The organism is Streptomyces sp., assembly GCF_031178505.1.
Classification (GTDB): Bacteria; Actinomycetota; Actinomycetes; order Streptomycetales; family Streptomycetaceae; genus Streptomyces; species Streptomyces gulbargensis.
Genome location: NZ_JAPSIW010000017.1, coordinates 1 through 26,521 on the forward strand (window position 1 = coordinate 1; position 26,521 = coordinate 26,521).

Below are 26,521 nucleotides of genomic sequence, written 5' to 3' on the forward strand. Positions count from 1 at the left end.
GCCGGTGGCCACGCAGGCCTCCAGGAGGGTCTGGGTGCCGCCGACGTTGGTGCGGACGAATTCGGCGGCGGCGGCCAGGGAGCGGTCGACGTGGGATTCCGCGGCGAAGTGGACGACGGCGTCGTGGCCGGGGAGGACCTCGCGGAGCAGGGGGAGGTCGCAGACGTCGCCCTCGACGAGGGTGAGGCGGGGGTGGCCGAGGGGGATGTTGTCGCGGTTGCCGGCGTAGGTGAGTTTGTCGAGGACGGTGACGTGGGCGTCCTCGTAGCCGGGGTAGCCGCCGGCCAGCAGGGTGCGGACGTAGTGGGAGCCGATGAAGCCGGCGCCTCCGGTGACCAGGATTCTCATGGGGCGACCTCGACGCGGGTGTGGTCCCCGATGACCAGGCGGTGGCGGGACTCGCCGTGGCCGGTGGGGTGGACGGCGGCCTCGCGCCCGATGAGGGAGGCGCGCAGGCCGGGGACGTGTTCGATGGTGGCACCGTCCATGACGATGGAGTCGGCGAGCCGGGTGCCGCGGACGAGGCAGTCGCGGCCGATGGAGGTGTCGGGGCCGATGTGGCTGTCCTCCACGAGGGTGCCGGCGCCGATGACGGCGGGGCCTTCGACGCGGGACCGTACGATCCGGGCGCCCGCTTCGACGACCACGTTGGGGGCGATGTCGCTGAAGGTGTCGACGTCGCCGTCGATGCGCGGGGGCAGGGCGGCGAGGAGGCGCCGGTTGCAGTCGAGGACGTCCTCGGCGCGGCCGGTGTCCTTCCAGTAGCCGCTGTACTCGCCGGCGCGGACGGTGGCGCCCTGGGTGACGAGCCACTGGATGGCGTCGGTGATCTCGAGTTCGCCCCGGGCGCTGGGTTCGATGGCGGCGACGGCCTCGTGGACGGCGGGGGTGAAGAAGTAGACGCCGATGAGGGCGAGGTCGCTGCGCGGTTCGCGGGGTTTCTCGACGAGGCCGAGGACGGTGCCGTCGCCGGCGAGTTCGGCGACGCCGAAGGCCTGCGGGTCGGGGACCTTGTGGACGACGACGTGGGCGGCGGGCCGGTGCTCGCGGAAGGCGGCGGCGATGTCGGTGACGCCTTCGGGGAGCATGTTGTCGCCGAGGTACATCACGAAGTCGTCCTCGCCGAGGAAGGAGCGGGCGAGGAGGACGCAGTGGGCGAGCCCGCGGGGCTTGTCCTGGCGCAGGTAGGTGATGCGGACGCCGAAGCGGGAGCCGTCGCCGAGGGCGGCGCGGATGGCGGGTTCGGTGTCGCCGACGATCACGCCGGTCTCGGTGACGCCCAGGTCGCGGATGTTCTCCAGGACGTGTTCGAGGACGGGCTTGTTGGCGACGGGGATGAGCTGTTTCGGCATGGAGTAGCTGAAGGGGCGCAGGCGGGTGCCTGTGCCGCCCGCCAGCACGAGCGCTTTCACGTCGGAGTTCTCCTCACAGCTGTGGTGTGGGTGCGCCGCCGGGGGGCACGTCGTCCCAGGAGGCGAGCAGGCCGGCGAGGCGTGCGGCCTCGACGCCCGGCGCGCGGGTGTCCTTCGCGGACATGAGGGGTGGCTCGGTGAATCCCCAGGGCAGGGCGAGGTCCGGGTCCAGGGGGTTGATGTCGACCTGGGTGCCGGGCACGTGCTCGCTGGAGAGGACGTAGCAGACGCAGGCGTCGTCGGTGAGGGTGAGGAAGCCGTGGCCGACGCCCTCGGGGACGTACACGGACCGCCCGGAGGCGGCGTCGAGCAGGGTCGTGTGGTGGCGGCCGAAGGCCGGGGAGCCGACGCGCAGGTCGACGACGATGTCGCGGACGGCGCCGCGGACGCAGGTGACGAACTTGGCCTGGCCGGGTGGGACGGTGACGCCGTGGATGCCGCGCAGGGTGTTGCGGCGCGAGGTGGAGTAGTTGATCTGGCGGGGCGTGAAGGGCCGGCCGGTGAGCCGTTCCAGGGCGGGGACGCGCAGGGCCTCGTGGAAGGAGCCGCGTTCGTCGGTCAGCAGGCCGGGGGTGAGGACGTACGCTCCGGGGACGGCGGTTTCCGCTGTGTGCACGGGGGGCCTTCCGGTCAGGTCCGGTGCTCGACGGCCTTGCGCAGTTCACCGGCGACGGTGCGGACGTCGGCGTCGTCGAGTCCTTGGTGGAGCGGGAGCAGGAGGGTGGTGTCGGCGGCCCGGTCGGTGCCGGGGAGGTCGGCTGCGGCGTCGGCGCCGTAGGCGGGCACCTTGTGGAGCGGCGGGTAGCGCAGGGTGGTGTAGACGCCGCGTTCGAGGAGGTCGGCGGCGACGGCGTCGCGGACGCGGGCGCTCTCCAGCTGGACCCAGTAGAAGTAGTACGAGCTGGTGTGGCCGTCGGGCAGGGGCGGCGGGGTGGTGATGCCGTCGGCGCCGGCGAGGAGCTGGTCGTAGGTCTCGGCGATCGCGCGCCGGCGGGCGGTGAACCCGGGCAGCCGGCGGAGCTGGACGCTGCCGATGGCGGCGGTGACGTCGTTGCCGATGACGCGGCGGCCGAAGGCGCGGACGTTCAGGTCCCACCAGCGGGCGGAGACCTTGGCGGCGGCGAAGCCGCTGGACTGTTCGAGACCGTGGTAGGCGAGGGTGCGGGCGGTGCGGGCGAGTTCCGGGTCGCGTACGTAGAGCATGCCGCCGTCGCCGGTGACGAGGACCTTCATGGAGTCGAAGCTCCACATGGCGAGGTCGCCGAAGGTGCCGGCCCGTCTGCCGCGGACGTCGGAGGCGACGGCGCAGGCGGCGTCCTCGACCAGGTGGACGCCGCGGTCGCGGCAGAGGGCGGCGATGCGTTCGATGTCGCCGGGGTGGCCGCCGTAGTGGAGGACGACGACGGCCTTGGTGCGGGGGGTGAGGGCGCGTTCGACGTCCTCGGCGGTCGGGTTGAGGGTGCGGGCGTCGACGTCGCAGAAGACGGGCCGGGCGCCGGTGGCGGCGACGGCGTTGCCGGCGGCGACGAAGCTCATGGACGGCAGGACGACGTCGTCGCCGGGGCCGAGGCCGAGGAGTTCGGTGGAGAGGAACAGGCCGGCGGTGGCGGAGTTGATGAACAGGACGTGCCGCGGGTCGACGCCGAGGTGGGCGGCGAACTCGGCCTCGAACTTCTGGGTGCGGGGGCCGTGGCCGAGCCAGTTGTCGGCGAAGACCTCGGCGACGGCGGCGAGCTCCTCCTCGCCGAGACTGGGCTGGAAGACGTTGATCATCTACTGCTCCGTTCCGCGGGCGGCGTGGCGGGCGGTGAGGCGTTCCAGGACGGGGACGAGGTCGTGGGGGCTCGGGGTGGCCAGCAGGTCGTCGTGGATGCCGGCCGCGCCGGCCCGGAAGGAGTCCTCGCGCAGGACACGGCTGATCCGCTCGCGCATCTCGCCGGTGGACTGGGTGTGGCGGTCGAGGGAGAGGCCCGCGCCGCGCCGCCGGACGTAGGCGGAGGTGGGCGGGGCGTCCATGTGGCGTTCGCGGAAGGTGGAGTGCGTGCCGTGGTCGTCCACGACGACGAACTCGCTCTCCTCGTCGTTGACGAGCTGCGGGACGCCGAAGGCGGCGGCCGCCGCGAAGGTGCCGATGCCGCCGTGGTGGATGATCGCGGAGGTCGTCGGCAGGAGCTGGTTGAGCGGGACGTAGTCGACGGTGCGGACGTTGCCGGGCAGCGGGGGCAGTCCGTCGAGCTGGTCGGCGTCGAGGGTGGCGACGACGTCGGCGTCGAGGCCGGAGACGGCGTCCAGGAGGGCTTCGACCCGGTCGGCGCCGTCCTTGAAGAACTTCCGTACCGACACCCCGAGGGAGAGGGCGACGCGGGGCCGCTCGGGCGGGGTGCGCAGCCAGTCGGGGAGCGGGCCGGTACCGGTGAAGGGCACCCAGCGCAGGGGGACGGTGCGGACACGGGTGGGCAGCCGCATCGGCGCGGGTATCGGGTCGACGGTCCACTGCCCGTACAGGAGTTCGTCGTCGACGTCGACGCCGTACCGCTCGGCGACCGGGCGGACCGCCTCGACGAGCGGGTTCTCGCCGGGCGCGGCACCCCGGGCGGCGAGGGTCTCACCGGCCCAGGCGAAGTAGTCCAGGCCCCACAGCAGGCGGGCGTGGGCGGCCCCGGAGACGCGGGCGGCGACGGCGGCGGACGGCCAGCAGGGGTCCCAGACGATCAGGTGGGGCCGCCAGGAGCGGGCGTGGGCGACGAGCTCGTCCACGGCCGGCATCGGGTCGGAGGGGGAGGCGTCGGCGGGGTGGAAGTCCCTCAGGCACGGAATCATGAAGCGGCGGAAGGCACCCCACGCGTACCGGCCGTCCGCGTCCAGGCCGAGCCGTTCGGTGAGCCGGTCGAGCCGCTGCTCGGCCTCGGCGGAGAGCGGCCGGTTGGCCGCGCGGGGCTGTGGGACGGCCGCCGGGTCGCCCAGCGGGACGGCGGTGAGCCCCACGGAGGTGATGACGGGGGCCATGGCGGGGTGGGCGGCGATCCGCACGTCGTGCCCGGCGCTCTGCAGCGCCCAGGCGAGCGGGACGATCGGGTAGAGGTGGGCGGTCGCGGGCCAGACGGTGAAGAGGACTCGCAAGAGAGTGACTCCATCGGTCGTGTCCTCAACCGCGCCGTCACTGCACACAGCGCATCCCCGTGGGGCGCGGTTGGAATTTTCTTGACCGTAACCGGAAACTTCTCACCGCTGTCTCATCGCCGGGTAACCCGTCCTTCCCGTTCGCCTCTCCCACCTGCGCCGTTTCCGGTCATGCGAAAGGGCCGGGGCGGGGGTTCCGCTCCGGCCCTTCCTCGCGCGGGGTGTCACGCGGCCGTCAGGACCGACCGGCGGGAGGCGATTTCCAGGGCGAGACCGGCGGCGTGTTCGCCGGATTCGACGGCGCCCTCGACGAAGCCGGACCAGCCGGCGGCGATGTCGCTGCCGGCGAACACCAGCCGCCCGTACGGCTGCTGGAGGGTGCGCAGCTGGCGGGTGAGCTGCAGGGGCCGCATGAACGACCAGCCGCCGCGGGCGTACGGGTCGGTGCCCCAGTCCTGGGAGACGAGGGCCTCCACGACGGCGTCGGGCGAGAATCGGCGCAGGGCGGCCTGGACCTGGGGGAGGCTGGTGTGGTCCAGGGCCGGGTCGACGCTGAAACCGATCATCAGCATGGAGCCGTCGGCGAGGGTGGTGTGCGGGACGACGCCGATGAGGGGGCTGCCGGTCTCGGTGCCCTGGGCGAGGAACCGGCCGGCGCCGCCGCGGACCTTCATCCAGATCTTCTTGGCGTGGGGGACGGCGATGCCGGCGGCGGACGCGGCGGCGAACTCGCGGGGCAGGCCCGCCGGGAAGGCGATCGTGTTCCACACGTTGGCGGGGACGGCGACGACGACCGAGGCGGCGGTGAACCGCTCGCCGCGGCGGGTGTCGACGAAGACGCGGCTGCCGGTGTCGGTGACGGCGGCCACCGGACTGTTGAGCCGGAGGGTGACGGGCTGGTCCCGCAGCATGGCGGTGGCGAGCCCGGTCATGCCGCTGACGGGACGGTAGGCGTTGAGGCCGTTGTACGTGCCGAGGTCCCAGCCGGACAGGGCGTACTGACGGACCAGGGCGGTGTAGGCGCCGCGGGTGTTGGTGCCGCCGGCGGTGGCGGTGTGGCCGGCCAGCCATGCGTCGTCCTGGGGGGAGAGCCGCAGCTGGTCGAGCCGGTCGCGCAGGGTCAGCCGGTCGGGTTCGGCGAGCAGGTCGGCGCGCAGGAGCGGGTCGTGGGGCTGGGGGAAGTACGACTCCGCTCCGGCGAAGAAGTCCGTGAGCAGTTCCCCGAGCCGGGTGCCCGCCTCGTCGGGCGAGAAGGCGGCGTAGCCGCTGCCGGACGGCAGGACGAGGCTGTCCGGCGGGGTGTCGTCGGCGACGAGGGATATGCCGTGGCTCTGTATCTCGTGCCAGACGCGGGTGTGCACCGGGTGCACCCAGGCGCCGCCCATCTCGACCTGCTCACCGGCGAAGGTGCCGGTCCAGGTGCGGCCGCCGATGCGGGAGCGGGCCTCCAGGAGGAGGGTGCGCCTGCCCTGGGCCCGGGCGGCGCGGGCGGCGGCGATCCCGGCGAAGCCGGCGCCGATGACGATCACGTCGTACGGGTCGGTGGGCCGGGACTCCTCGGCGTGGGCGGGGAAGGCGGCCGCGCCGAACGCGGTGGCGGCGGTGGCGGTCAGGGTCGCGAGGCCGGCCGCCTTGAGGACGGTACGGCGGGGGGTGGGCGCGGGGGCCGTGCCGGTCACGGCAGCGGCGGGGGTGTGCTGGGACGCCAAAGTGCTCTCCCTGGGTCGGCTGGAAAGGGGCGGGCCCAGGCCGGTCCGGTCGGACCGGGGAAGGAGGGGCGCTTCTCGCGACGGTGGCCGGATCCGGCCGGGCCCGCGGAGGCGGCACCACCTCACCACACGATCCGGCCACGGGACCAAGCCCTCGCTCACCGGCCGCTCATCGGCGGGTCATGAACGGAGTGAAGCGGGCGTGACGGGGGCTTGAGGGGGACGTGGGACGGGACGGTCCAGCTACGGGGTCCCCTGGCCGGGGCTCCGCGCGGGGCGGGGACGGGTGCCGCCCGGGCGGGGGCGCGGGGCCGGGACGGTGGGGGTCCCGGTCCCGCGGACCCGGCGGGACCCCGCCCCCGGCGGACCGTGTCCACTCCGGCGCTCCCCTGGACCCCGCGCCCGCGCCGGGAGCGACGGCGGACGGGGACGCCGCTGCAGCGGGAGATCCCGTACGCGCCGCAGGGGCGCCGCCGGCGCCCTGGCCGACGGCCCGCGGGAAGGGCCGGCCCCGCGTGGGGGCCGTCTTCGGCCGCTCGCCCCGGGCCGCCCCACCGCCGTGAGCGGCGCGCTCACGGCGGTGCGGGGGTCACAGGTCCTCGAGGAGGGCCGGGTCGTGGGCGTCGAAGGCGCGGCCGGTGGCGAGTTCCTTGGTGTAGAGCTCCTCGCCGAGGGCTTCCCGTACGGCGGCGGAGATGCGGTCGACGTCGCCGCTCTCCGTACGGGGCAGGGGCCGGCCGACGGATTCGCGGGCGGCCGTGGCGGCGCCGAGGAGACGGGCGGCGTGGGTGTGGTGGCCCGTCAGGGCGCAGGTGCCGGCGAGGCCTTCGAGGGCGAGGGCGAGGGCACGGGGGTCCCCGGTCTCGCGGGCGGCGGCGTAGCCGGCGAGGTGGTGGGCGCGGGCGGTGCCGGCGTCGCCGCGCTGTTCGGCGATGAAGCCGAGCTCGGCCATGACGAGGGCGGTGCCGAGGTCTCCGTAGACCGCGCGGAGCCAGTCGAGCCATTTGGTGAGGTGGGCCTCGGCGTCGTCCAGGCGGCCCTCGCGGCGGGCGACGAGGGCGAGGCCGGTCTCGGCGAACTGTTCGCCGCGCTTGTGGGCCTGTTCGGCGGCGAGGCGCAGGCCGTGCTCGTGGAAGCGGCGGGCCTCGGCGTGGTCGCCGGTGAGCAGCGCGATGCGGCCGAGGCCGGACCATTTGTAGGAGGCGTCGGTCCACAGGCCGAGCTCCTCGGCCATGCGCAGCCCGTCGCGGTGCATGCGGGTGGCCTCGTCGTAGTCCTCGTGGATCTCGGCGAGCTGGGCGAGCAGGTCGCCCGCTCTCAACTGGCCCCAGCGGTCGCCGAGTTCACGGAAGAGGCCGAGGCTGACGCCGGCGTCGCGGGAGGCGGCGGGGAAGTCGCCGCGGATGAGGGCGTGCCCGGCGCGGACGGTGAGGGCGGCCGCCCGGCCCCACGGGTCGCCGAGTTCCTCGAAGGCGGCGAGCGCGGTGGTGGCCCGGTCCTGGTTGGAGGCGAGGTCGCCGGAGCCGTACAGGGTGAAGGAGAGCAGCCACAGGGCGTGGGCCCGGTCGCAGGGGTCGGTGATGTGGTCGATGAGGGGGAAGGCGGCGGCGGCCCGGGCGGGGCCCTCGGCGTCGCCGGAGTGGAGGGCGAGGGCCGCGCGGCGGACGGTGGCGTCGGCGTGGTGGGCGCGGCAGACGGCGGTGTCGTCCGCGGGCACGGAGAGGGCCTGGTCGAAGGAGCGCAGGGCCTCGCCGAGCCGGCCGCGCAGGAACCAGTACCAGGACAGGGCGATGACCAGGCGCAGGGCGTCGTCGGCTGCGCCGGTGCGGACGCAGGTCTCCAGGGCGGCGCGGAGGTTGCCGGCCTCGGTGTCGAGGCGTTCGAGCCAGGTGCGCTGGTCGCGGCCGCGCAGGTGCGGGGCGGCGGTCTCGGCGAGCGCCAGGTGGTGGCGGGCGTGCCGGCGGCGTACCTCCGTGGTCTCGCCGGCGTCGTCGAGGCGTTCCAGGCCGTAGGCGGCGACGGATTCCAGGAGCCGGTAGCGCACGCCCGCCGGGGTGTCGGCGGCGACGACGAGGGACCGGTCGACCAGGCGGGCGAGGAGGTCGAGGACCTCGGCGGCGGGGAGGGCGTCGTCGGCGCAGACCGCTTCGGCGGCGTCCAGGGTGCAGCCGTCGGCGTGGACGGCGAGGCGGCGCAGGACGGTCTGCTCGGCGGGGGTGAGGAGGTCCCAGCTCCAGTCGATGACCGCGCGGAGGGTGCGCTGGCGTGCCGGGGCGTCACGGCGGCCGGCGGCGAGCACGCGGAAGCGGTCGTCGAGGCGGGCGGCGAGTTCGCGGGCGCCGAGGGTACGGACGCGGGTGGCGGCCAGTTCGAGGGCGAGCGGGATGCCGTCGAGGCGGCGGCAGACGGCGGCGACGGCCTCGGCGTTGTCGGCGGTGAGGGCGAAGCCGGGGTCGGCGGCCTGGGCGCGGGCGACGAACAGCTGGACGGCCTCGGCGCGGCCGAGGTGGTCGGGGCCGGTGGCGGCGGCGTCGGGCAGGGCGAGCGGGCCGACGGGACGGAGGATCTCGCCGGTGATGCCGAGGGGTTCCTGGCTGGTGGCGAGGACCCGCAGGTGGGGGGCGCGGGCGAGGAGGGTGCCGGTGAGTTCGGCGACGGCGTCCACCACGTGCTCGCAGTTGTCCAGGAGCAGCAGGGCGCGTTTGGCGTGGAGGGCGGTGGCGAGCCGTTCGGCCGGGGTGTCGGGGCGGTCGTCGGCGCCGTCCGGGGTGGTGTCGTCGCGCATGCCGAGGGCGGCGGCGACGACGTGGGCGGTGGCGGACACGTCGCCGGAGGTGTCGGGGCGGGCGGCCGGGCCCGTGAGTTCGACGAGCCACGCGCCGTCGGGGAAGGCGTCGGCGGCCTGGGCGGCCGCTTCGAGGGCGAGGCGGGTCTTGCCGACACCGCCGGGCCCGGTGAGGGTGACGAGCCGGCCGCCGGGGCCGGTGGTGTCGGTGAGGAGCGTCCGCAGGGCTGTCAGGTCGTCGGCGCGGCCGACCAGTTCGGTGAGGGGGACGGGCAGGTTGCCGCGCTGTCGCGGGGCACCGGCCGCCGGGCCGGGGGTGACGGCCCCGGCCGGAGCGGTGGCGGGGGCGGGGGCGTCGAGGGACGGGTCCTGCTGGAGGATCGCCTGGTGGAGGGCGGTGAGTTCGGCGCCCGGGTCGAGGCCGAGCTCGTCGCGCAGCCGGGCGCGGAGGCGGGCGTAGCCGTCGAGGGCGTCGTTCTGACGGCCGGCGCGGTAGAGGGCGCGCAGGTGGATGGCGTGGAGACGTTCGCGCAGCGGGTGGGCGGCGACCAGGCCGGCGAGTTCGTCGGCGAGCAGGTGGTGTTCGCCGAGGGCCAGGCGCGCGGCGGCCTGCTCCTCCAGGGCGGAGACGCGCTGTTCCTCGAGGTGCTGCACGGCCCGGCGGGCGAAGGCCTCGTTCTCGAACTCGGTGTAGGCGGGGCCGCGCCACAGGGCGAGGGCGTCGGTGAGCAGCGCGACCTTGGCGTGGAGGTCGCCGGTGGCGCGCGCCTGGGCCGTCAGGTCGGCGAAGCGGCCGGCGTCGATGGTGTCGGGGGTGACGTCCAGGAGATAGCCGGGGGCGCGGGAGACGACGAGGGCCCGCCCGCCGGGCTCGGCCTCCTCCAGGGTGCGGCGCAGTTGCCAGACCTTGGTCTGGAGGGCTGCCGCGGGTTTACCGGGAAGATCCTCGCCCCACATGTCGTCGAGGAGCCGGTCCGTGGAGACGGGCCGGCCGGCGTGTATGAGGAGGTCGGCGAGGAGGGCGCGGACCTTGGGTTCCCCCAGGGGGACCGGTCTGCCGTCCGTGGTCCACACCTCGAGAAGACCCAGTACCCGGAAGCGCATGGCCGCACAGTAGCCCAGCCGCGGGGCGGCGGGGGGCCGGTGGACGGGCGGGACCGTGAGGACGCCGTGAGCCGCGGTACGGGACGGGGTGCGGCGGCCGTACGGGGCGGGGAGCGGGGCCGTACCGGCGCGCGGGCGGCCGAGGCGGCCTGGTCGTACGGGAGCGGGGGTGGTACGGGGCAGGGCGCGGGTGCCGGAAGTCGGGCGGGGCGCGGGGACACACCGGGCCGGAACGGCCGTGAGAGGCCGTGAGAGCCCGTGAGCGCGCGAGGTGACGTTCGGGAGCCGGCCGTGAGGGTGCCGAGAGAAGCAGGGGCCAGGGTGTTCGTAAAGCCGTCGTAAGGAAACGGACGGCGGCCAGGCACGCAGCGACTCCTGAACGCCCGAGACCCCCGCAAAGGTTCCGGACCGCCGGAGACCCAGAGATCAGGAATCGAGGAATCGAGGACCCCATGTCTCGCGAATCCCGTAACAACCGAACGAGCCAGGCCACGGACGTCGGGTCGCAGGGCCTGGCGGACCGTACCGGCTCGGCCCCCGACCCGCGCCGCTGGCTGGCGCTCACCCTGCTGGTCGCCTCGTTCTTCATGGTGATCGTCGACTCGCAGATCGTCATGCTCGCGCTGCCTGCCATCGAGTCGGAGCTCGGCTTCGCGGCCGGCGGCATCCAGTGGGTGATGAGCGCCTACCTGCTGAGCTTCGGCGGCCTGCTGATGTTCGGCGGACGCACCGCCGACCTGCTCGGCGGACGCAGGATGTTCCTCTTCGGCACGGCCCTGTTCGGCATCGCCTCGGTGCTGTGCGGTCTCGCGTGGACCGACGAGGTCCTCATCACCGCCCGTGTCATCCAGGGTGTGGCCGCCGCCGTCATGACGCCGACCGCCATGGCCGTCCTCATGCACACCTTCGCCGAGGGCCCGGAGCGCAACAAGGCGCTGGGCATCTGGACCGGCATCGGCGCCTTCGGCGCCACCGCCGCCCTCCTCATCGGTGGCCCGATCACCGACGGCCTGGGCTGGGAGTGGATCTTCTACATCAACGTCCCGGTCGTCGCCGCGGTCCTGATCTTCGGCCCGCGTCTGCTGAAGGAGACCCCGGTCCGTGCCGGCCGCCGCCGCTTCGACCCGGCCGGCGCCATCACCATCACCGCCGCCATCGCGCTCCTGGTGTACGCGGTCTCCGAGGCCCCGATCGTCGGCTGGGGCAGCGGGCAGACCGTCTGGATGCTGATCGCCGCCGCCGTGCTGCTGGTCGTCTTCACCGTCATCGAGAGCAAGTCGCAGGCCCCGCTGATCCCGCTGCGGATCTTCCGCTCCCCCACGGTCGTCGGCGGCAACATCCTGATGATCATCGTCGCCATGGCGGTCTACGGCGGTGCGCTCATCACCTCGCTCTACGCCCAGCAGGTGCTCGGCTACAGCGCCGTCAAGTTCGGTCTGAGCACCGCGATCTACGCCCTGATGTCGATCATCGGCGCGAACGTCAGCGCCCGGCTCGTCGCGAAGGTCGGCTACAAGCCGATCGCCATCGTCGGTATGACCCTGCTCTCCGTCGGCCTGCTCCTGCTCACGCAGATCGACCCGAACGGCGGCTACTGGAGCGACCTCTTCTTCGGCCTGGTCATCTTCGGCTCCGGTATCGGCTCCACCAACGTGGCCGCGTCGATCGCCTCGCTGACGGGTGCCAAGCCGGAGGAGTCCGGTCTGGTCTCCGGCATCAACAACGCGGTCTTCCAGATCGGTGCCGCGCTCGGCATCGCCATCGCCTCCTCGGTGGCCTTCGCCTACACCACCGGTACGGACGCCGCCGGCCTCAACGACGGCTTCCAGGCCGGGTTCCTGGCCACCGCCATCTTCGCGATGGTCGGCCTGGTCACCGCGCTGCTCCTGCTGCTGAGCCGCAAGCCGGCCCAGCCGCCGGTCGCCGCCGGTGACGGCGCCTCCGCCGAGGCGCAGAAGGTGCACGTGCCGGCCGGTCACTGACGCCGCGCCCGATCCGTATCCGTACCCGCATCACCGCACAGGGGTAGCCCGAGCTCCATCCGGGCTACCCCTGCGCCGTTCCCGGCCCGTCCGCTCCCCCCGTCAGGAGGACCGCATGTCGTCGGTCGTACGCCTCCCCGCCCTGCGCAGCCCGGCCCGGAGCCGGGCCAGAGCCGAGAGCCGGGACAGAGCCGAGGGGCGGACCCGCTGGTGGGCCCTGCTCGTGGTGCTCGCCGCGGTGTTCATGACGACGCTCGACTTCTTCATCGTGAACGCGGTGGCGCCGGCGACCCGGCGCGACCTCGACGCCGGACGGACCGCCCTGCAGGCGGTGCTCGTCGGGTACGGCCTCGCGTACGCCATCGGCCTCATCACCGCCGGGCGGCTCGGCGACCTGTACGGGCCGCGGCGGGTGTTCGTGGTGGGGCTCGCCCTGTTCACGGGCGCGTCGGCGGCGTGCGGGCTGGCGACGGGACCGGGGTTCCTCGTGGCGGCGCGGATCGCGCAGGGACTCGCCGCCGCGCTGATGGCACCTCAGGTCCTCGCGCTGATCGGCCGCATGTTCCCCGGGGCCGACCGGGCGCGGGCCTTCGCCTGGTACGGGGCGACCGTGGGCGTCGCCGGGACCGGCGGGCAGGCCGTCGGCGGGCTGCTGCTGGCGGCGGACCTGGGCGGGCTGGGGTGGCGTGCCTGTTTCCTCGTCAACGTGCCGCTGGGGGTGCTCGCGCTGGCGATGGTGCGGCTGCTGCCGGCGGACGGCAAAAGTGCCGGTACGGGTTCCGGGACCGCTTCCGGTACGTCCGGCGCCGAAGGGGCGGCGCGGCCGGGGCTCGACCCGCTCGGGGCGGTGCTGTCCGCGACCGGGCTCGTGGCACTGGTGCTGCCGCTGGTCGTCGGCCGCGAGTCGGGGTGGCCGGCCTGGACGTGGGTGAGCCTCGGCCTGTCCCTGCCGCTGCTGGCGGGGTTCGCCGCGCACCAGCGGCGCCGGATCACGGCGGGCCGCAGCCCGCTGCTGGACCCGGTGGTCTTCCGGGACCCCGGTTTCACCCGGGGCGTGGTCTGCGTGGCCCTGCTGTTCGGGGGGTCGGCGGGGCTGACGTTCGTGCTGTCCCTCTTCCTCCAGGAGGGCCGGGGCATGTCACCGGTGACGGCGGGCGTGGTCGGCGTCGCGCTCAACGCCTCCTTCTTCGCGGCGTCCATGCAGACGGGCCGGCTCACCGGCCGCCTCGGCAACCGGATCGCCGTCCTCGGCGGCACGGTCCTCGCGGCGGGCTTCGCGCTGATCGGCTGGTCCGCCTCCTCCGTCGGCGCCACCGGGCTGCCCGTCGGGCTGGTCGGCGGACTCGCCGTGACCGGCGCCGGCATGGGGCTGCTCATGGCCCCGCTGACGGCGGCCGCGCTGGCGGGCGTACGGGCACGCCTGACCGGCATGGCCGCCGGTGTCCTCGGCACGGCGCAGGAGACGGCGGGCGTCCTCGGCATCGCGCTCACGGGGCTCGTCTTCTTCCACCGCCTCTCCCCCGGCGGCGCCGGAGCCCCGGGCGCCGGCGCGCCGGGCTGGCTGGACGCGTTCCGCACGGTGATGGCCGTCCTGGCCGTCGCCGCCCTCGCGATAGCCGCGATCACCGCCGCCGCGACCCGCCGCCGCCCCGCCCGGGACGTGACCACGGAGGCCGCTCCCCCGCCCGTACCGACGGCCCCCGGCGCCGGCGGTCCGGGCCCCGCGCACCACGCCGTACCGGCGACCGCCGGGGCCTCGCCCGAACCCGGCGGCTCCCTCGCGGCCGGCCCGCCCGGCAACGGGCCACTCACCCGGGCCACTCACCCGGCCGGCACCCGGCCGGCCGCGCCGCCCGGGGCACCGCCTCGTGACGTACCGGCCGGGGCGGGCGGCCCGGCAGGCTCCGCGTCCCCGCGTGCGGGGGGTGGATGGGTCAGACGACGCCCTGGGCGAGCATCGCGTCGGCGACGCGCTCGAATCCGGCGATATTGGCGCCGACGACGTAGTCTCCGGGGGCCCCGTAGCGTTCCGCGGTCGTACGGACGGTCTCGTGGATATCGCGCATGATGCCGGCGAGGCGCGTCTCGACCTGGTCGAAGGTCCAGGCCTCGCGGGCCGCGTTCTGCCGCATCTCGAGGGCGCTGGTCGCCACGCCGCCCGCGTTGGCCGCCTTGCCCGGGCCGAAGAGGACGCCGGCGTCGCGCAGGACGCGGACGGCCTCGGGGGTGGTGGGCATGTTGGCGCCCTCGGAGACCGCCTTGACGCCGTTGCGGACCAGGGTCCGCGCGGCGTCGGCGTCCAGTTCGTTCTGCGTGGCCGAGGGCAGGGCGACGTCGGCGGGGACGTCCCAGACGCTGCCGCCCGCCACGTACCGCGCGGAGGCGCCCCGGCGCTCGGCGTAGTCGCTGACCCGGCCGCGCTCGTGCTCCTTGACCTCCTTGAGGAGGGCGAGGTCGATGCCCTTCTCGTCGACGACGTAACCGCCGGAGTCGGAGGCGGTGAGCACGTGCGCGCCGAGCGCCTGCGCCTTCTCGATCGAGTAGAGGGCGACGTTGCCGGAGCCGGAGACGACGACCTGACGGCCCTCCAGGTCCCCGCCCCGGGTCCGCAGCATCTCCAGGGCGAAGAGGACGTTGCCGTATCCGGTGGCCTCGGCGCGGACCAGGGAGCCGCCCCAGCCGATCCCCTTGCCGGTGAGGACGCCGGCCTCCCAGCGGTTGGTGATGCGCCGGTACTGGCCGAAGAGGTAGCCGATCTCGCGGCCGCCGACGCCGATGTCGCCGGCGGGGACGTCGGTGTGCTCGCCGAGGTGGCGGTGCAGCTCGGTCATGAAGGACTGGCAGAAGCGCATGACCTCGGCGTCGGAGCGGCCCCGCGGGTCGAAGTCGCTGCCGCCCTTGCCGCCGCCGATGCCCAGGCCGGTGAGCGCGTTCTTGAAGATCTGCTCGAAGCCGAGGAACTTGACGGTGCCGAGGCCGACCGTCGGGTGGAAGCGCAGGCCGCCCTTGTAGGGGCCGAGCGCGCTGTTGAACTCGATGCGGAAGCCGCGGTTGACGTGGACGCGGCCGGCGTCGTCCTGCCACGGCACGCGGAAGATCAGCTGCCGCTCGGGCTCCACGAGCCGCTCCAGGACGCGGGCCTCGAGGAGTTCGGGGCGCGCGGTGAGCACCGGTTCCAGGGATTCCAGGACCTCGCCGAGTGCCTGGTGGAACTCGGGTTCGCCGGGGTTGCGCCGCAGGACCTCCGCGTGGAGGGGGCGGAGCAGGGCGGGCATGTCCCGGTGAACGGGCTGGGCGGGGAGCGCGGTCATCTGGTTCTTTCCTGTTCGGTGGGACGGTGCGGGTCCCTGGGCGGTGCGATGTGCCTCCGTACCCCGTGCACCCCCCGGAGAGGGACCTGGTACGGACGGTACAAGGGCCGTGCCGGGCGGCCCCCGCCGGGTCAGCCGGCGATGGCGACGGCCGGGAACGGGGGCAGCGGCGGGAGGTCGCTGCGGTCCCGGGCGGGCCGGCGGCGCGGCGAGAGGGTGAGGTCGGGGCCGGCCGCGTTGAGGATCTCGGTCTGGAGGCGGCGCAGGTCGGGCGAGGGGGCGAGGCCGAGTTCGCTCTTGAGGAGGCGGTAGAGGTTCCCGTACGCCTCCAGGGCCTCGCCGCGGCGGCCGGCCCGGTGCAGGGCGGAGATGAGCTGGCCGTGGAACCACTCGTGGAGGGGGTAGTCGTTGACCAGGGTCCGCAGTTCGGGGAGGAGCTCCCGGTAGCGGCCGAAGTGGTTCTCGACCTCGACGTGGAGTTCGAGGGCGCGTATGCGCAGCTCCTCGACCCGGGCGATCCAGCCGGCGAGGGTGGAGCCGACGGCGACGTCGCTCAGCACGGGTCCGCGCCACAGGGCGAGGGCGCGGCCGAGGAAGTCGGCGGCGCGGCCGGGGGTGCCCTCGGCGAACTCCCACTGGGCCCGCTTGATGAAGCTCTCGAAGCTCATGACGTCGACCTCGTCGTCGTTCACCTGGAGCAGGTAGCCCGGCGCCCGGGTGAGCAGCAGGTCGCGGCCGGGTGAGGTGACCGCCTCCTCCGTGAACAGGCGGCGGGCCTGCGAGACGTGGGTGTGGACGATCTTCAGGGCGCTCGGCGGGGCGTCGTCGGCCCACAGCTCCTGGACGAGGGAGTCGATGGAGACGGTCTCGCGGGGCTGGAGCGCGAGCAGCGCGAGCATCTGGCGGATTCTCGGCGCGCCGGGAGCGAGCTCGCGGCCGTCGTCGGTGGTGATCTCGAACGGGCCGATGAGATTGAACTGCACTGCACACGCTCCTGTTCAGTCGTCGGCGTCCGCTTCGCACATGCCTCGGCGTGGACTGCACACGGTAGCCACGAACCCCGGGGGCCCATGGCCCTCGGCGGAGAGAGTGTCAATTGGCCCGCGGCCCGCCCACGGCGGCGCGAACCGGCTTGCTCCGTACGCCGGTTGGCCGATTACCACCGCATGACCGGAAGGTTGAACCCCCCCTCGTAGCCTCCTCGGCAGAGCACGTGGACGTTGTTCGACGTCGACTCGGATCACCTTCCTGATGGAGAGGGCAGCGATGACATCCTCGGCGCTTGCGCCAGATCTTTTCGGTCACGACTATTTCCAGGATCCGTATCCTGCGTTCGCGTGGCTCCGCAAGAACGCCCCGGTGCACCAGCTCACCTTCCCGGTCGGCGATCTGCCGATGTGGATCGTCTCGCGTTACGAGGACGTGAAGGAGCTCCTGGGCGACTACCAGCGCTTCAGCAGTGACGCGACCGTCTGGGCGACCGACGACTTCAAGAAGTCGGGCCTGGTCTTCGGTTCCGGCACGGTCATCGAGCGCATCCTCTCCGTGCTCGACCCGCCGGACCACACCCGGGTGCGGAAGCTGGCGATGAGCGCCTTCACGCCGCGGCGCACCGCGCTGTGGGAGGAGCCGACGCGGGAGATCGTGAGCTCCGCCCTCGACCGGCTGGAGGCGATGGAGAAGCCGGACGTCATGGAGTTCGCCAGCACCGTGCCGGCCGAGGTCATCGGCCGTGTGCTGGGCATTCCGCTGGACAAGTTCCGGCAGATCCTGCACGCCATCGAGAAGGCCCTGGTGGTCGACCCGGAGCGGATGACGGAGTCGACGCTCGCCTACCAGGAGATCGTCGACTACGGCCGCGAGATCATCGACGAGAAGCGCCGCAACCCCGGCGAGGACCTGACGTCGGTGTTCATCGCCGCCCGTGACGGCGAGGACCGCCTGAACGAGAACGAGCTCATCGCCATGGTCGCCCTGATGATCATGGTCGGTCTGGACACCACCCGGAATCTGATCGGTTCGGCGATCCTCGCGCTCATGGACCACCCGGACCAGCGCAAGCTGCTCGCCGAGCGGCCCGAGCTGGCCGAGTCCGCGGTGGAGGAGTTCCTGCGGTACGACGGGGCGCTGACGGTGGCCCTGATCCGCTTCGCCACCCAGGACGTGGAGTTCGCCGGCGCGACCATCCCCAAGGGCTCCACGGTGATCGCCGCGCTGCAGTCGGCCAACCGTGACCCGGAGGTCTTCGAGAACCCGGACGCGCTGGACATCACGCGCACGGGCCCGCGCCACCTCGGTCTCGGGCACGGCCTGCACAACTGCCTGGGCGCGGCGCTGGCCCGCCTGGAGTCCCGGATCGCGATCCCGGCCTTCTTCGAGCGGTTCCCGAACGCCCGCCTCGCGGTGCCGCGTGACCAGATCACGTACGCCGAGAGCTGGCTGCTGCGGAGCGTGCTGGCGCTCCCGGTCGACCTGCACGGTTCCGGTTCCTGACCGCGCTGAGACTCGGAGGCGACCCGCGATGAAGATGAGGCTCACGATCGACCTGAAGGCCTGCGCCGGCGCCGGCACCTGCGTCGCCATGAACCCGCAGCTGTTCCGTGTGGAGGACGGCAAGGGCGTGGTGCTGCAGGACGTGCTGGAGGGCGAGGAGGCCATCCAGGCCGCCATGGACGTGGCGGAATGCTGCCCGACGGAGGCGCTGCTGCTGACTCCCGAGGCGGCCTGACGACCGCCGGGAGGGGTCTGAGGGGTCCTCTCCCGGCGCACCACGAAGCTCCGGCGGGCACCGTGACGGGTGCCCGCCGGAGCTTTGGTGCGTGCGGGCGACGGCCCGGTGGGGCCGTCCGTGCGGCTCGCGCGTCCCGGGCGTCGCCCCTCCCGTGTGCGAGGGCCGGACGGCCGGTGCGGCGAACCGGTGTCCGCGGTCGTCGCAGGAGCGCGGACACCGGCCGTCCGCCGCCGGACCCGCCGGACGGTGACGACGGGGCCGTACGGCGGTCGCGGCCTGCGGGGGTTACGCGGAGGGCTTGCGGAACTGCTCGATCATGGCGGCGTAGCTGTCGCCGCCCCGGCCGGCGGCGATCGCCCGGTCGGTGAGCTCCTTGACGAACTTCGGCAGCTCGGCGCTGGCGCCGGTCACCTCGCTCTCGTGGATCAGGTGCACCATCGTCGCCCAGTGGGTGTCGATGGTGGCGTCGTGCGCGGGGTAGCTGCCCTCGTCGATCTGGCCCGCGTAGGCGGAGACGAAGTTGGTGACCGCGCCGATCCAGTTGTTGGCGAGCGGGGCGAAGGTGGAGGCCTTGACGTTCGCGGTCTCCAGGAGCGCGGCGCCGTGCAGGAAGCTGTTGAGGACACCCCACATGATGCCGAGCAGGGCCACGTCGTACAGCGAGGCCAGACCGTGGTCCGCGCCGAGGTGGGTGGCGGCGCCGAGGCTCGCGAGGGTGGCCTCGTGAGCGTCGAAGACGTCCTGCGGACCGGCGTACAGCAGGGTGGCGTGCTCGGTGCCGATGACGGGCGGGATCGCCATGATGGCGCCGTCGAGGTAGGAGACGCCGCGCTCGGCCGCCCAGGCGGCGGTCTCGCGGGCGCCCTCGGAGTGACCCGAGGTGAGGTTGACGATGGTCTTGCCGCGCAGGGCGTCGCCCAGCGGGTCGAGCACGGCGTGGAAGACGTCGTAGTCGGTGACGCACACGACGATCAGGGAGGAGGCCGCGATCGCGTCGGCCGCCGAGGGGGCGAGCACGGCGCCGTTCGCGACGAGGGTCTCGGCCTTCTCCGGCGAGCGGTTCCACACCGTGGTGGGGATCTCGGCCTTCAGGAAGGCCCCGGCCAGCGCCTGGCCCATGAGGCCGAGGCCGAGGACCGAGACCGGTGCGGGTGCAGTGGAGTTCATGACGAGGCACACTTTCTCTTCGACGCGCACAGCGTGAATGCACGGCACCGGTGTGCCGTGCATCCATGCGTACGAGGCTAGGGGTGTGCCTCTCACCGGCCCCTCACCGGCCGGTAACTCCTGGGCGGGCGGGGCGCGGTGGCCCCGGACGGCCCCCCGGCCGTCGGGCCGGAGGGCCGTGGGTCAGACGTTCGCGGCGATGTGCTGCGCGGCGCGCTTGCCGGACTCGATCGCTCCGTCGATGTAGCCGCTCCAGCCGTTGGCGATGTCGCCGCTGGCGAAGGCGAGCCGGCCCGAGGGCTGGGTGACCGCCGGGTAGAGGGAGGTCAGCTGGCCCGGCTTGCGGAAGGCCCAGCCGCCGCCGGCGAACTCGTCGCTGCCCCAGCGGTGCGCCTTGATGCTGACGATGTCGAGGTCGGCGCCGAGCTGCTGGATGGCCGAGCGGACCTGGGTCACGTTGTTCGGGTCCAGGTTCGGGTCGGTGCTGAAGGCGATGAACAGGTTGCCCTCGGCGGTCGGCTTGTCCGGGATCACCATGGTGATCGGGGAACCGCCCTCCTTGCCCTGGGCGTAGAACCGGCCCTGGGGGCTGCGGGCGTTGATCCACAGCTTGGTGCCGGTCTTGACGGCGATGCCCTGGGTGGTGGCGGTCGTCTGCGCGGCGGGAAGCGACGGGGAGAACTTGATGTTCTTCCAGACGTTGACCGGCACCGCGAGGATGACACCGCGCGAGTGGTAGGTGCGGCCGGTCCGCGTGGTGACGTAGTAGTAGCCGCTGCTGCCCTGCGAGATCTGGGAGACGGGCGTGTTCAGCCGCAGGGTGGGCTGGGCCTCGCTCAGCATGGCGTTGACCAGGGCCGCCGTGCCACCGGCTATGCGGTAGCGCATGGTGTTGTTCCAGCCGGTGTTGTTGTGGCCGGACAGGGCCCACCAGTGGGCGAGCATGGTCAGCGCGCCCGTGGAGCTGGAGCCGCCCGAGTACACCGCGGTCTGACCGTTGACCAGCAGCTCCTCCTCCGGCGTGAGGGCCATCTGGTTGAGCCGGTCGCGCAGGGACAGCTTGTCCTTGGCGGTGATCAGGTCCGAGCGGTAGAGGGGCTCGAAGGGCCGCTCGAAGTACTGCGTGGAGCCCTCGAAGATCCGCTCGTAGGTGAGACCGAGCTGGCCGAAGCCCTGGGCGGGAGAGAACTCCTGCGGGCCGGACGGGGTCGGCAGGAAGGTGCGCTCCGGCGCGGCGTCCTCGACGAGGCCGATGCCGTAACGATTCAGCTCGGCACCGACGTGCGGCTGGGTGGCCGGGTCGACCCACGTGCCGCCCATCTCGACGGCGTGGCCGGCGAAGGTGTCGGTCCAGGTGCGGCCGCCGACGCGGCCGCGGGCCTCGAGGAGCATGACGCGCAGACCCTGCCGCGCCAGGTCGCGCGCGGCGGTGATGCCCGCGTAGCCGGCACCGACGATGATCGCGTCGTAGGTGACGGTCTCTTCCATGCCGTCGGCGGCGTGGGCCAGGGCACCGGAGGCCGCCACCGACAGGGCGGAGGCCGCGGTGATCGCGGCACCGGCCCGCAGGATGCTCCGGCGGGAGGGGCGACGGACCTGCGGCTCCGTGGCGTCCGCGGCCGTTCTGATCTTCTCGGAGTTCACCGTTGTCTTTCCGTCTCTGCCGTAGGGAAGGGCTCTGCGGGTGGGGGTGGGACCCGGGGCGCGGTGGGGGCGCGGCGCGCGGGCCCGGACGTGTGGGGGTGAAGCGCGGGGTGCGCGAAACACCCGTGGTGCGTTTGGTGTGCGTGATGCGGGTGATACGTGGACGCGTGAGGCACGGCGCCTGGTGCGGCGCCTGGTGCGGCGCCTGGTGCGGCGCCCGGTGCGGCGCCCGGTGCGTGACGCGTGGACCGGCGGGCGGTGCGCCGGGTGGGACGGGACGCGGGACGTGGGTGCGCGTCCGTGGTGCGCGGGGGTGGTGCGGGCGGGCCGTACGCGAGCGTGTGCGACGGACGCGTACGGCGCGGGCACGGGTGACCGGAGGCGCCGCGGGCTCGGCGGCGCCGGTGTTCCGGGCTTCGGTGGCCGCGGCCGGTCGGGCCGGCGGCCGGGTTCGGTGGGGCCGGAGCCGCCGCCGGCGCGCTCCCCGGGGCGCGGAGGCCTCCGGGGTGCGCGGGCTCGGCGGTGGCGCGGCTTGGGTCGGTCTAGAGGTAGTCGGTGTTCGGGTCGAGGCCGACCAGGACGCGGCCGTGGGCCTCCAGGCTGCCGACGGGGGTCATCAGGCCGTGCAGGTACAGGCCTTCGATGTCCCGCTTGATGCGCTGGAAGGGCGCGGTGCGGGCGATGATCGAGGCGCCGCTGATGTCGTGGAGCTCCTGGACGGCCTCCTTGGCGAGCTGCACCGCGTAACCGAACTGGCCGCGCATGGTGGCCTTCTGCTCGACGGTCAGCTGCTCGCCGGCGTCGGCGCCGCTCTGCATCAGGCGGAGCCAGCCCGCCGCGAGGCCCTCGGCCGCGGTGATCTTGTTCGCCGCCACGGCGACCTTGATCTGGGTGTAGGGGTGCTCGCGCTGCTCGGCCCAGTGGGTGTAGGCGATGCCCTTTCCGGGCAGCCGCTCGAGGAAGACCTCGAGGGCGGCGCGGGCGAGGCCGATGTAGACGGGGACGGAGAGCGCCATCACGTAGGCGGTCAGGCCGTAGTTGCGGCCGTTCGCGCCGGTGTTGGAGCGGTCGCCGACCAGGCCCTCGATGACCTCGATGCCGTCGACGACGCGGTGCGCCGGGACGAAGAGGTCCTTGACCGAGGTGGTCGAGCTGCCGGTGCCGGCGGCGGCGGTGACGTCCCAGTCGTCGGCGACGGAGACCTCGGAGGCGGGGACGATGGCGAAGACCTCGGCGTCCTCCTGGCCGGGCCGCTTGAGCATGGCCGCGTAGATGTTCCAGTCGGCGCCCTTGATGCCCGTGTTGAAGCGCCAGGTGCCGTTGAGGAGGTAGCCGCCCTCGGTCTCCACCGCCGTGCCGGTCGGGGTGAAGCCGCCGGAGATGCGGACGGAGCCGTCGGCGAAGATCTCCTCCTGCGCCTTGTCCGGGTACTGGGTGGCGATCCAGCCGCTGGAGACCCACGCGCACGTGACCCAGCCGGTGGAGCCGCAGCCGCGGCCGATCTCGGCGACGATGGCGGCCTGCTCGGCCACCGGCAGGTCGAGCCCGCCGAACCGCTTCGGCACCGCGATGCGGAAGACGCCCGCCTTCTCCAGCAGCTCGATGTTCTCGTCCGGGATCCAGCCTCGGGTCTCGGCTTCGAGACCGTTCTCGCGCAGGCGGGGAACGAACTCCCTCACCGCCTGCAGCACGGACTCGGCTTCGTTCACGGGCGCGGCCATCGTGACTCCTCATATCTCGGCTGGAAACAACCGGATCGAGCATGCACGGGCCGAGTTCACGCGGAGTAACGCTCGGGTAATCCCGCTCCCTCGGGCCGGCCGGTTGTCGGGGAGTCGTGAAGGAGTTTCCCTGACTTTCTCGGACGTACAGGGCAGAACGATGTGATGACCACTCACAAGGACCCCATAACAAACCGGGTGTGTGGTTTCATTTGGCTGATGGCCCCGCCGTGCGGCTCCACGCACGCTCGGGCTTCCCTCGGCGTGCCATGACCGGAAACGGACGCCACGGTTTCGCAGGGAGTTGACCGACATGTACGCGAGCTCGACCACCGGCCCGACGTTCCACGAGACGCTGGCGGCGGTGCCTCTCGACCTGTTCGCCTCGCTGCCGCGCAGCGACCAGCGGCTCAAGGCCGAGGAGTACGTCGCGGGGCTGCTGGCCGCGGACGGGCGCAAGACCCTGCGCAACGTGGCCGGCCAGTTCGGCGGCCAGGCGGCCCGCAAGCAGAGCGTCCACCACTTCATCAGCGAGTCCTCCTGGGAGTGGGAGCCCGTCCGCCGCGGCCTCGCCCGGCACGCCCACGAGCTGCTGAACCCGCTGGCCTGGGTGGTCCGCCCCACCGTCGTGCCGAAGGCGGGCGAGCACTCGGTCGGCGTCGCCGAGTACTACGTCCCGGAGCTCGGACGGTCCGTCACGGGCCAGCAGTCCTTCGGCGCCTGGCTGGCCTCGCCGGCCGCGGGCGTGCCCGTGAACTGGCAGCTCGTGCTGCCGTCCGACTGGGTCGAGGACCCCTCCCGCCGCAGACGGGCCCACATACCCGCGACCAGCCGGGCGCTGAGCCCGGAGGAGAACGCCGGCGACGTCGCCCTGCGGGCGGCCCGTTCGCTGCCCGGCGCCGTCCGCCCCGTGGTGCTCGACGCCCCGGGGCTCGACCCGTTGCGGATGGGGCGGCGCTTCGGCCGGTCCGGGGTGCCGCTGATCCAGCGGGTGGACGGGCAGATCCGGTTGCGCGTCGACCCGCTGGCCCTGCCGGGCCACGGCGGCCTGCCGCTGCCGGCCGCCCGGCTCCTCACCTCCCTGCGGCGCCTCTGGCGGCCCCACCTGCGCCCGGCCGCCGCGCGGCGGCTGTCGATGGCCGTCCCCGTCGTGCTGCCCGGGGCTCCCGACGGCGGCCGGGGCACCGGCGGGCAGCGGCTGCTGGTGGCGGAGTGGCCCGAGGGCGATCTGCCGGCGGCCCGCCTGTGGCTGGCCGACTGCGGGGTGCGGCCCGCGGACGTCCTGCGGCTGACCGCGCTGGCCGAGGTGGTGGACCGGGACGACGCCCTGGCCGCCGAACGGGTCGGGCTGCGGGACTTCGCCGGCCGGTCCTTCCAGGGCTGGCACCGGCACATCACGCTCGCCTCGGTGGCCCATCTGGCCTGCGTCCGGGCGGCACACGAGACGGCGGCGGCGCGGCGCACGGCGACCCGGCCCCTGCTGCTGCGGGCGGGCTGAGCCCGCGGTGACGACCACTGGCCCGTCCGGCCGGCCCGGCCTCCCGGACGCACCGGGGACGCCGGGCCCCCCGCCGGCCCCCTCCGACATCCCGGACCCGTCCGTTCCGCCCGGTTCGCCGGTTCCGTCCGGCCGCCCACCGCCTGGCCCGCCGTAGCCTTCCGTCCGCCCGAGGTCCCCGGAGTCGTTGATTCCTGGGACATTCAGGGCCTCAAAACAGACCGCCTACCCCGTTTTTACCTCGCGTGCGGGCGCTCCAACGCCCCGAAGGAGAGTTGTGTCATGCGGTTCAACCTCATGGGACCGTTCCAGATCATCGCCGACGACGGTCAGGTCCTTCCGGCGGGAACGCCCAAGGTCTCGCAGATCCTCGCCCTGCTGCTCACGCACGCCAACGACCTCGTGACGCCCGACACCTTCATCCAGGAGCTGTGGCAGCACAGCCCGCCGCGTTCCGCGCTCAACACCGTGCAGACCTACGTCCACCACGCGCGGCGGCTGCTGACCGGTGACGCCCGCCCCGACTCCGAGCACTCGCTGCTGACCACCCGGTTCGGCGGTTACACGATGAACGTCGAGGACTCGGCCATCGACATCAAGGTCTTCGAGCGGCTGGTCACGCAGGGCAAGGACGAACTGCGGGACGGCCGGTACGAGGCGGCGGCCGACTCCCTCGCGCTCGGCCTCGCGCTGTGGCGGGGCCCGGTGCTCTCCAACGTGCCCACCGGGGACGTGCTGGCCGGCCGGGTCGTCCACCTGGAGGAGCTGCGCATCCGCGCCCTGGAGCTGCGGATCGAGGCCATGCGGCGGCTCGGGCGGCTGCGCGAACTCGTCCCCGAGCTGCGCACCCTGGTGCACGACTACCCGCTCAACGAGTGGTTCCACGGCCAGCTGATCGCCGCCCTGCACCAGGCGGGGCGGCGCGCCGAGGCCCTGGACGCGTACCGGAAGGTCCGTCAGATCCTGCGGGAGGAACTGGGCCTGGAGCCGTCGCCGGACATCCAGTGGCTGCACCAGCGGGTGCTCAGCCCGTCCCGGCTGCCGGCGGGGCCGGGGCCGCACGGCGGCGCGGTGGTGGTGCCCCTGTGGGAGTCGGCTCGCACAGGGTGAGCACCACCGGGCGGCGCGGCGTCAGTGGGTGAGTCCGACGACGTCGGACTCGGCCAGCTCGGCCCGCCAGGCGGGCATGTCGTCGAAGAGGTGGGCGGCGCGGGCGGAGGAGATCTCCAGGCGGGGCAGGACGGTCGGGGTGGCGACGGCCGGCAGCAGCAGCTGGAGGAGCGAGGTGATCTCGCCCGGCAGGTCGTATGTGCCGGGAAGCCCCTCGGTCACCACCCGCACGCCGGTCCAGCAGCCCACGAGTGTGCGGGCGATCTCGGCCTCGTCGACGTGCTGGAGGACCTCCCCCCGGCTCTTGCCGTCCTTGAGGATGCCGGTGAGCAGCTCGATCCAGTCCGGCCACGCGGTGCCGAACTGACGGCGGGACTGGAGGTCGATCGCCATGCGGAGGGCCGCGCTGAGCATCGGTTCGCGCGGCAGCCGGTAGGCGAGCAGCAGGAGGATGTCGATCAGTTCCTGCAGCTTGAGCGCCTGCGGCCGGACGCCGTCGGTGGTGACGGCGGCGGCGAGGACTCCGCGCGCCAGGTCCCCCTTGGAGGGGAAGTGGAAGTACAGGGCCCCCTTCGTCACATCGGCCCGCTCCAGGATTTCCGCGATGGTCGTCGACTCGTAACCGCGCTCCTCGAAGATCGCCGCAGCGGCCTCCAGGATGACCCTGCGGGTACGGATCGCGCGTTCCTGCTGCGCCACAGCCACCTACCTCTCGTACTTGTGTGCTGAACTATTCCTTGAAAAGGACCGGTTAGCCGGTATCTTATCTCGCGTCGGAACCCGGCACTTCATTCCAGGCCTGACCCAAGGGGGGGATCATGCCCAAAGCCATGCTGTCCGATCGCCGACGGCACACACACGTCGTCCACCGGATCGCGGCACCCGTCCGGAACGTTCCCAAGGAGTTCGTCCATCTGCACCAGGAGGACTCCGTCCTGCTCACGAAGTGGTCCGCGCTCGGCGGGGACCGCTACGCCGTGACCGCGCGCTGGCCCGAGGGGGGGGTCTTCGGCGACTCGGTGCCGATGCTGCTCACGCAGACGATCCGGCAGAGCTCGCTGCTCATCGGTCACGCGGAACTGGGGGTACCGCTGACCCACCAGACGCTGATGGAGTGGATGGACTTCACGGTGTCGGGCGATTTTTACGAGCCCGAAAACAAACCGGACAACCTGTTCATTCTCTTGACGTTCAAGCCGAACAACCCGCGCTCGTTACGCGTGGAGC

At 73.4% G+C, this 26,521-nt stretch carries 19 protein-coding genes and 1 pseudogene; 7 read left to right on the forward strand and 13 right to left on the reverse strand.

Annotated features, from left to right (window positions below; genetic code table 11):
- The 7 genes from RIF68_RS03275 to RIF68_RS03305 form a co-directional block, all read right to left on the reverse strand.
- The coding region (locus RIF68_RS03275) for a GDP-mannose 4,6-dehydratase (protein WP_309049571.1) at positions 1–348 on the reverse strand (348 nt) is incomplete at its 3' end.
- Positions 345–1,412, reverse strand: a complete 1,068-nt coding sequence (locus tag RIF68_RS03280; protein WP_309049572.1) for a glucose-1-phosphate thymidylyltransferase — start codon at positions 1,410–1,412, stop codon at positions 345–347. The genes RIF68_RS03275 and RIF68_RS03280, both read right to left, overlap by 4 nt.
- Before the next feature lie 13 nt (positions 1,413–1,425).
- A complete protein-coding gene (locus RIF68_RS03285; RefSeq protein ID WP_309049573.1) occupies positions 1,426–2,028 on the reverse strand; it encodes a dTDP-4-dehydrorhamnose 3,5-epimerase family protein in 603 nt (200 codons plus the stop codon).
- A gap of 14 nt (positions 2,029–2,042) precedes the next feature.
- Positions 2,043–3,185, reverse strand: a complete 1,143-nt coding sequence (locus tag RIF68_RS03290) for a DegT/DnrJ/EryC1/StrS family aminotransferase (protein ID WP_309049574.1) — start codon at positions 3,183–3,185, stop codon at positions 2,043–2,045.
- Positions 3,186–4,532 (reverse strand): nucleotide disphospho-sugar-binding domain-containing protein, encoded by a 1,347-nt coding sequence (locus tag RIF68_RS03295; RefSeq protein WP_309049575.1) that lies wholly within the window; start codon positions 4,530–4,532, stop codon positions 3,186–3,188.
- 224 nt (positions 4,533–4,756) lie between these two features.
- The gene (locus RIF68_RS03300; RefSeq protein ID WP_309049576.1) at positions 4,757–6,241 is read right to left on the reverse strand and encodes an NAD(P)/FAD-dependent oxidoreductase; all 1,485 of its coding nucleotides are present in this window, start codon (positions 6,239–6,241) and stop codon (positions 4,757–4,759) included.
- Positions 6,242–6,830: 589 nt separating this feature from the next.
- Positions 6,831–10,130 carry a BTAD domain-containing putative transcriptional regulator gene (locus RIF68_RS03305; protein WP_309049577.1) on the reverse strand — a complete coding sequence of 1,100 codons (3,300 nt, stop codon included), beginning with the start codon at positions 10,128–10,130 and terminating at the stop codon, positions 6,831–6,833.
- Between the two features lie 452 nt (positions 10,131–10,582).
- On the opposite strand from RIF68_RS03305, the gene RIF68_RS03310 reads away from it, so the two are divergent.
- Both RIF68_RS03310 and RIF68_RS03315 read left to right on the forward strand, forming a co-directional pair.
- Entirely contained in the window at positions 10,583–12,112 is a 1,530-nt protein-coding gene (locus RIF68_RS03310; protein WP_309049578.1) for an MFS transporter, read from the forward strand.
- Between the two features lie 115 nt (positions 12,113–12,227).
- Positions 12,228–13,580: pseudogene (locus RIF68_RS03315) on the forward strand (MFS transporter); the annotation flags it as partial.
- 466 nt (positions 13,581–14,046) lie between these two features.
- On the opposite strand, the gene gdhA reads toward RIF68_RS03315, so the two are convergent.
- A complete protein-coding gene (gdhA, locus tag RIF68_RS03320; protein WP_309049589.1) occupies positions 14,047–15,387 on the reverse strand; it encodes an NADP-specific glutamate dehydrogenase in 1,341 nt (446 codons plus the stop codon).
- Between the two features lie 167 nt (positions 15,388–15,554).
- Complete coding sequence (locus RIF68_RS03325; RefSeq protein WP_309049579.1) at positions 15,555–16,406, reverse strand: AfsR/SARP family transcriptional regulator; 852 nt, start codon at positions 16,404–16,406, stop codon at positions 15,555–15,557.
- A gap of 376 nt (positions 16,407–16,782) precedes the next feature.
- Here RIF68_RS03325 and RIF68_RS03330 point away from each other — a divergent pair, with 376 nt between their 5' ends.
- Both RIF68_RS03330 and RIF68_RS03335 read left to right on the forward strand, forming a co-directional pair.
- Complete coding sequence (locus RIF68_RS03330; protein ID WP_309049580.1) at positions 16,783–17,916, forward strand: cytochrome P450; 1,134 nt, start codon at positions 16,783–16,785, stop codon at positions 17,914–17,916.
- 28 nt (positions 17,917–17,944) lie between these two features.
- A complete protein-coding gene (locus RIF68_RS03335) occupies positions 17,945–18,151 on the forward strand; it encodes a ferredoxin (protein WP_309049581.1) in 207 nt (68 codons plus the stop codon).
- Between the two features lie 288 nt (positions 18,152–18,439).
- Here RIF68_RS03335 and RIF68_RS03340 read toward each other — a convergent pair whose 3' ends face one another.
- The 3 genes from RIF68_RS03340 to RIF68_RS03350 all read right to left on the reverse strand — a co-directional run bounded on the left by RIF68_RS03340 (position 18,440) and on the right by RIF68_RS03350 (position 22,686).
- A complete protein-coding gene (locus RIF68_RS03340) occupies positions 18,440–19,321 on the reverse strand; it encodes an NAD(P)-binding domain-containing protein (RefSeq protein ID WP_309049582.1) in 882 nt (293 codons plus the stop codon).
- A gap of 183 nt (positions 19,322–19,504) precedes the next feature.
- Positions 19,505–20,965 carry an NAD(P)/FAD-dependent oxidoreductase gene (locus RIF68_RS03345; protein WP_309049583.1) on the reverse strand — a complete coding sequence of 487 codons (1,461 nt, stop codon included), beginning with the start codon at positions 20,963–20,965 and terminating at the stop codon, positions 19,505–19,507.
- Between the two features lie 542 nt (positions 20,966–21,507).
- Entirely contained in the window at positions 21,508–22,686 is a 1,179-nt protein-coding gene (locus RIF68_RS03350; RefSeq protein ID WP_309049584.1) for an acyl-CoA dehydrogenase family protein, read from the reverse strand.
- A gap of 313 nt (positions 22,687–22,999) precedes the next feature.
- On the opposite strand from RIF68_RS03350, the gene RIF68_RS03355 reads away from it, so the two are divergent.
- Complete coding sequence (locus tag RIF68_RS03355; protein WP_309049585.1) at positions 23,000–24,184, forward strand: transposase; 1,185 nt, start codon at positions 23,000–23,002, stop codon at positions 24,182–24,184.
- A gap of 282 nt (positions 24,185–24,466) precedes the next feature.
- Positions 24,467–25,294 carry an AfsR/SARP family transcriptional regulator gene (locus tag RIF68_RS03360; protein ID WP_309049586.1) on the forward strand — a complete coding sequence of 276 codons (828 nt, stop codon included), beginning with the start codon at positions 24,467–24,469 and terminating at the stop codon, positions 25,292–25,294.
- A gap of 21 nt (positions 25,295–25,315) precedes the next feature.
- Here the strand turns inward: RIF68_RS03360 and RIF68_RS03365 are convergent, their stop codons facing one another.
- Complete coding sequence (locus RIF68_RS03365; RefSeq protein ID WP_309049587.1) at positions 25,316–25,999, reverse strand: ScbR family autoregulator-binding transcription factor; 684 nt, start codon at positions 25,997–25,999, stop codon at positions 25,316–25,318.
- Between the two features lie 113 nt (positions 26,000–26,112).
- Here RIF68_RS03365 and RIF68_RS03370 point away from each other — a divergent pair.
- On the forward strand, positions 26,113–26,521 hold a 409-nt coding region (locus RIF68_RS03370; protein ID WP_309049588.1), incomplete at its 3' end, for an AfsA-related hotdog domain-containing protein.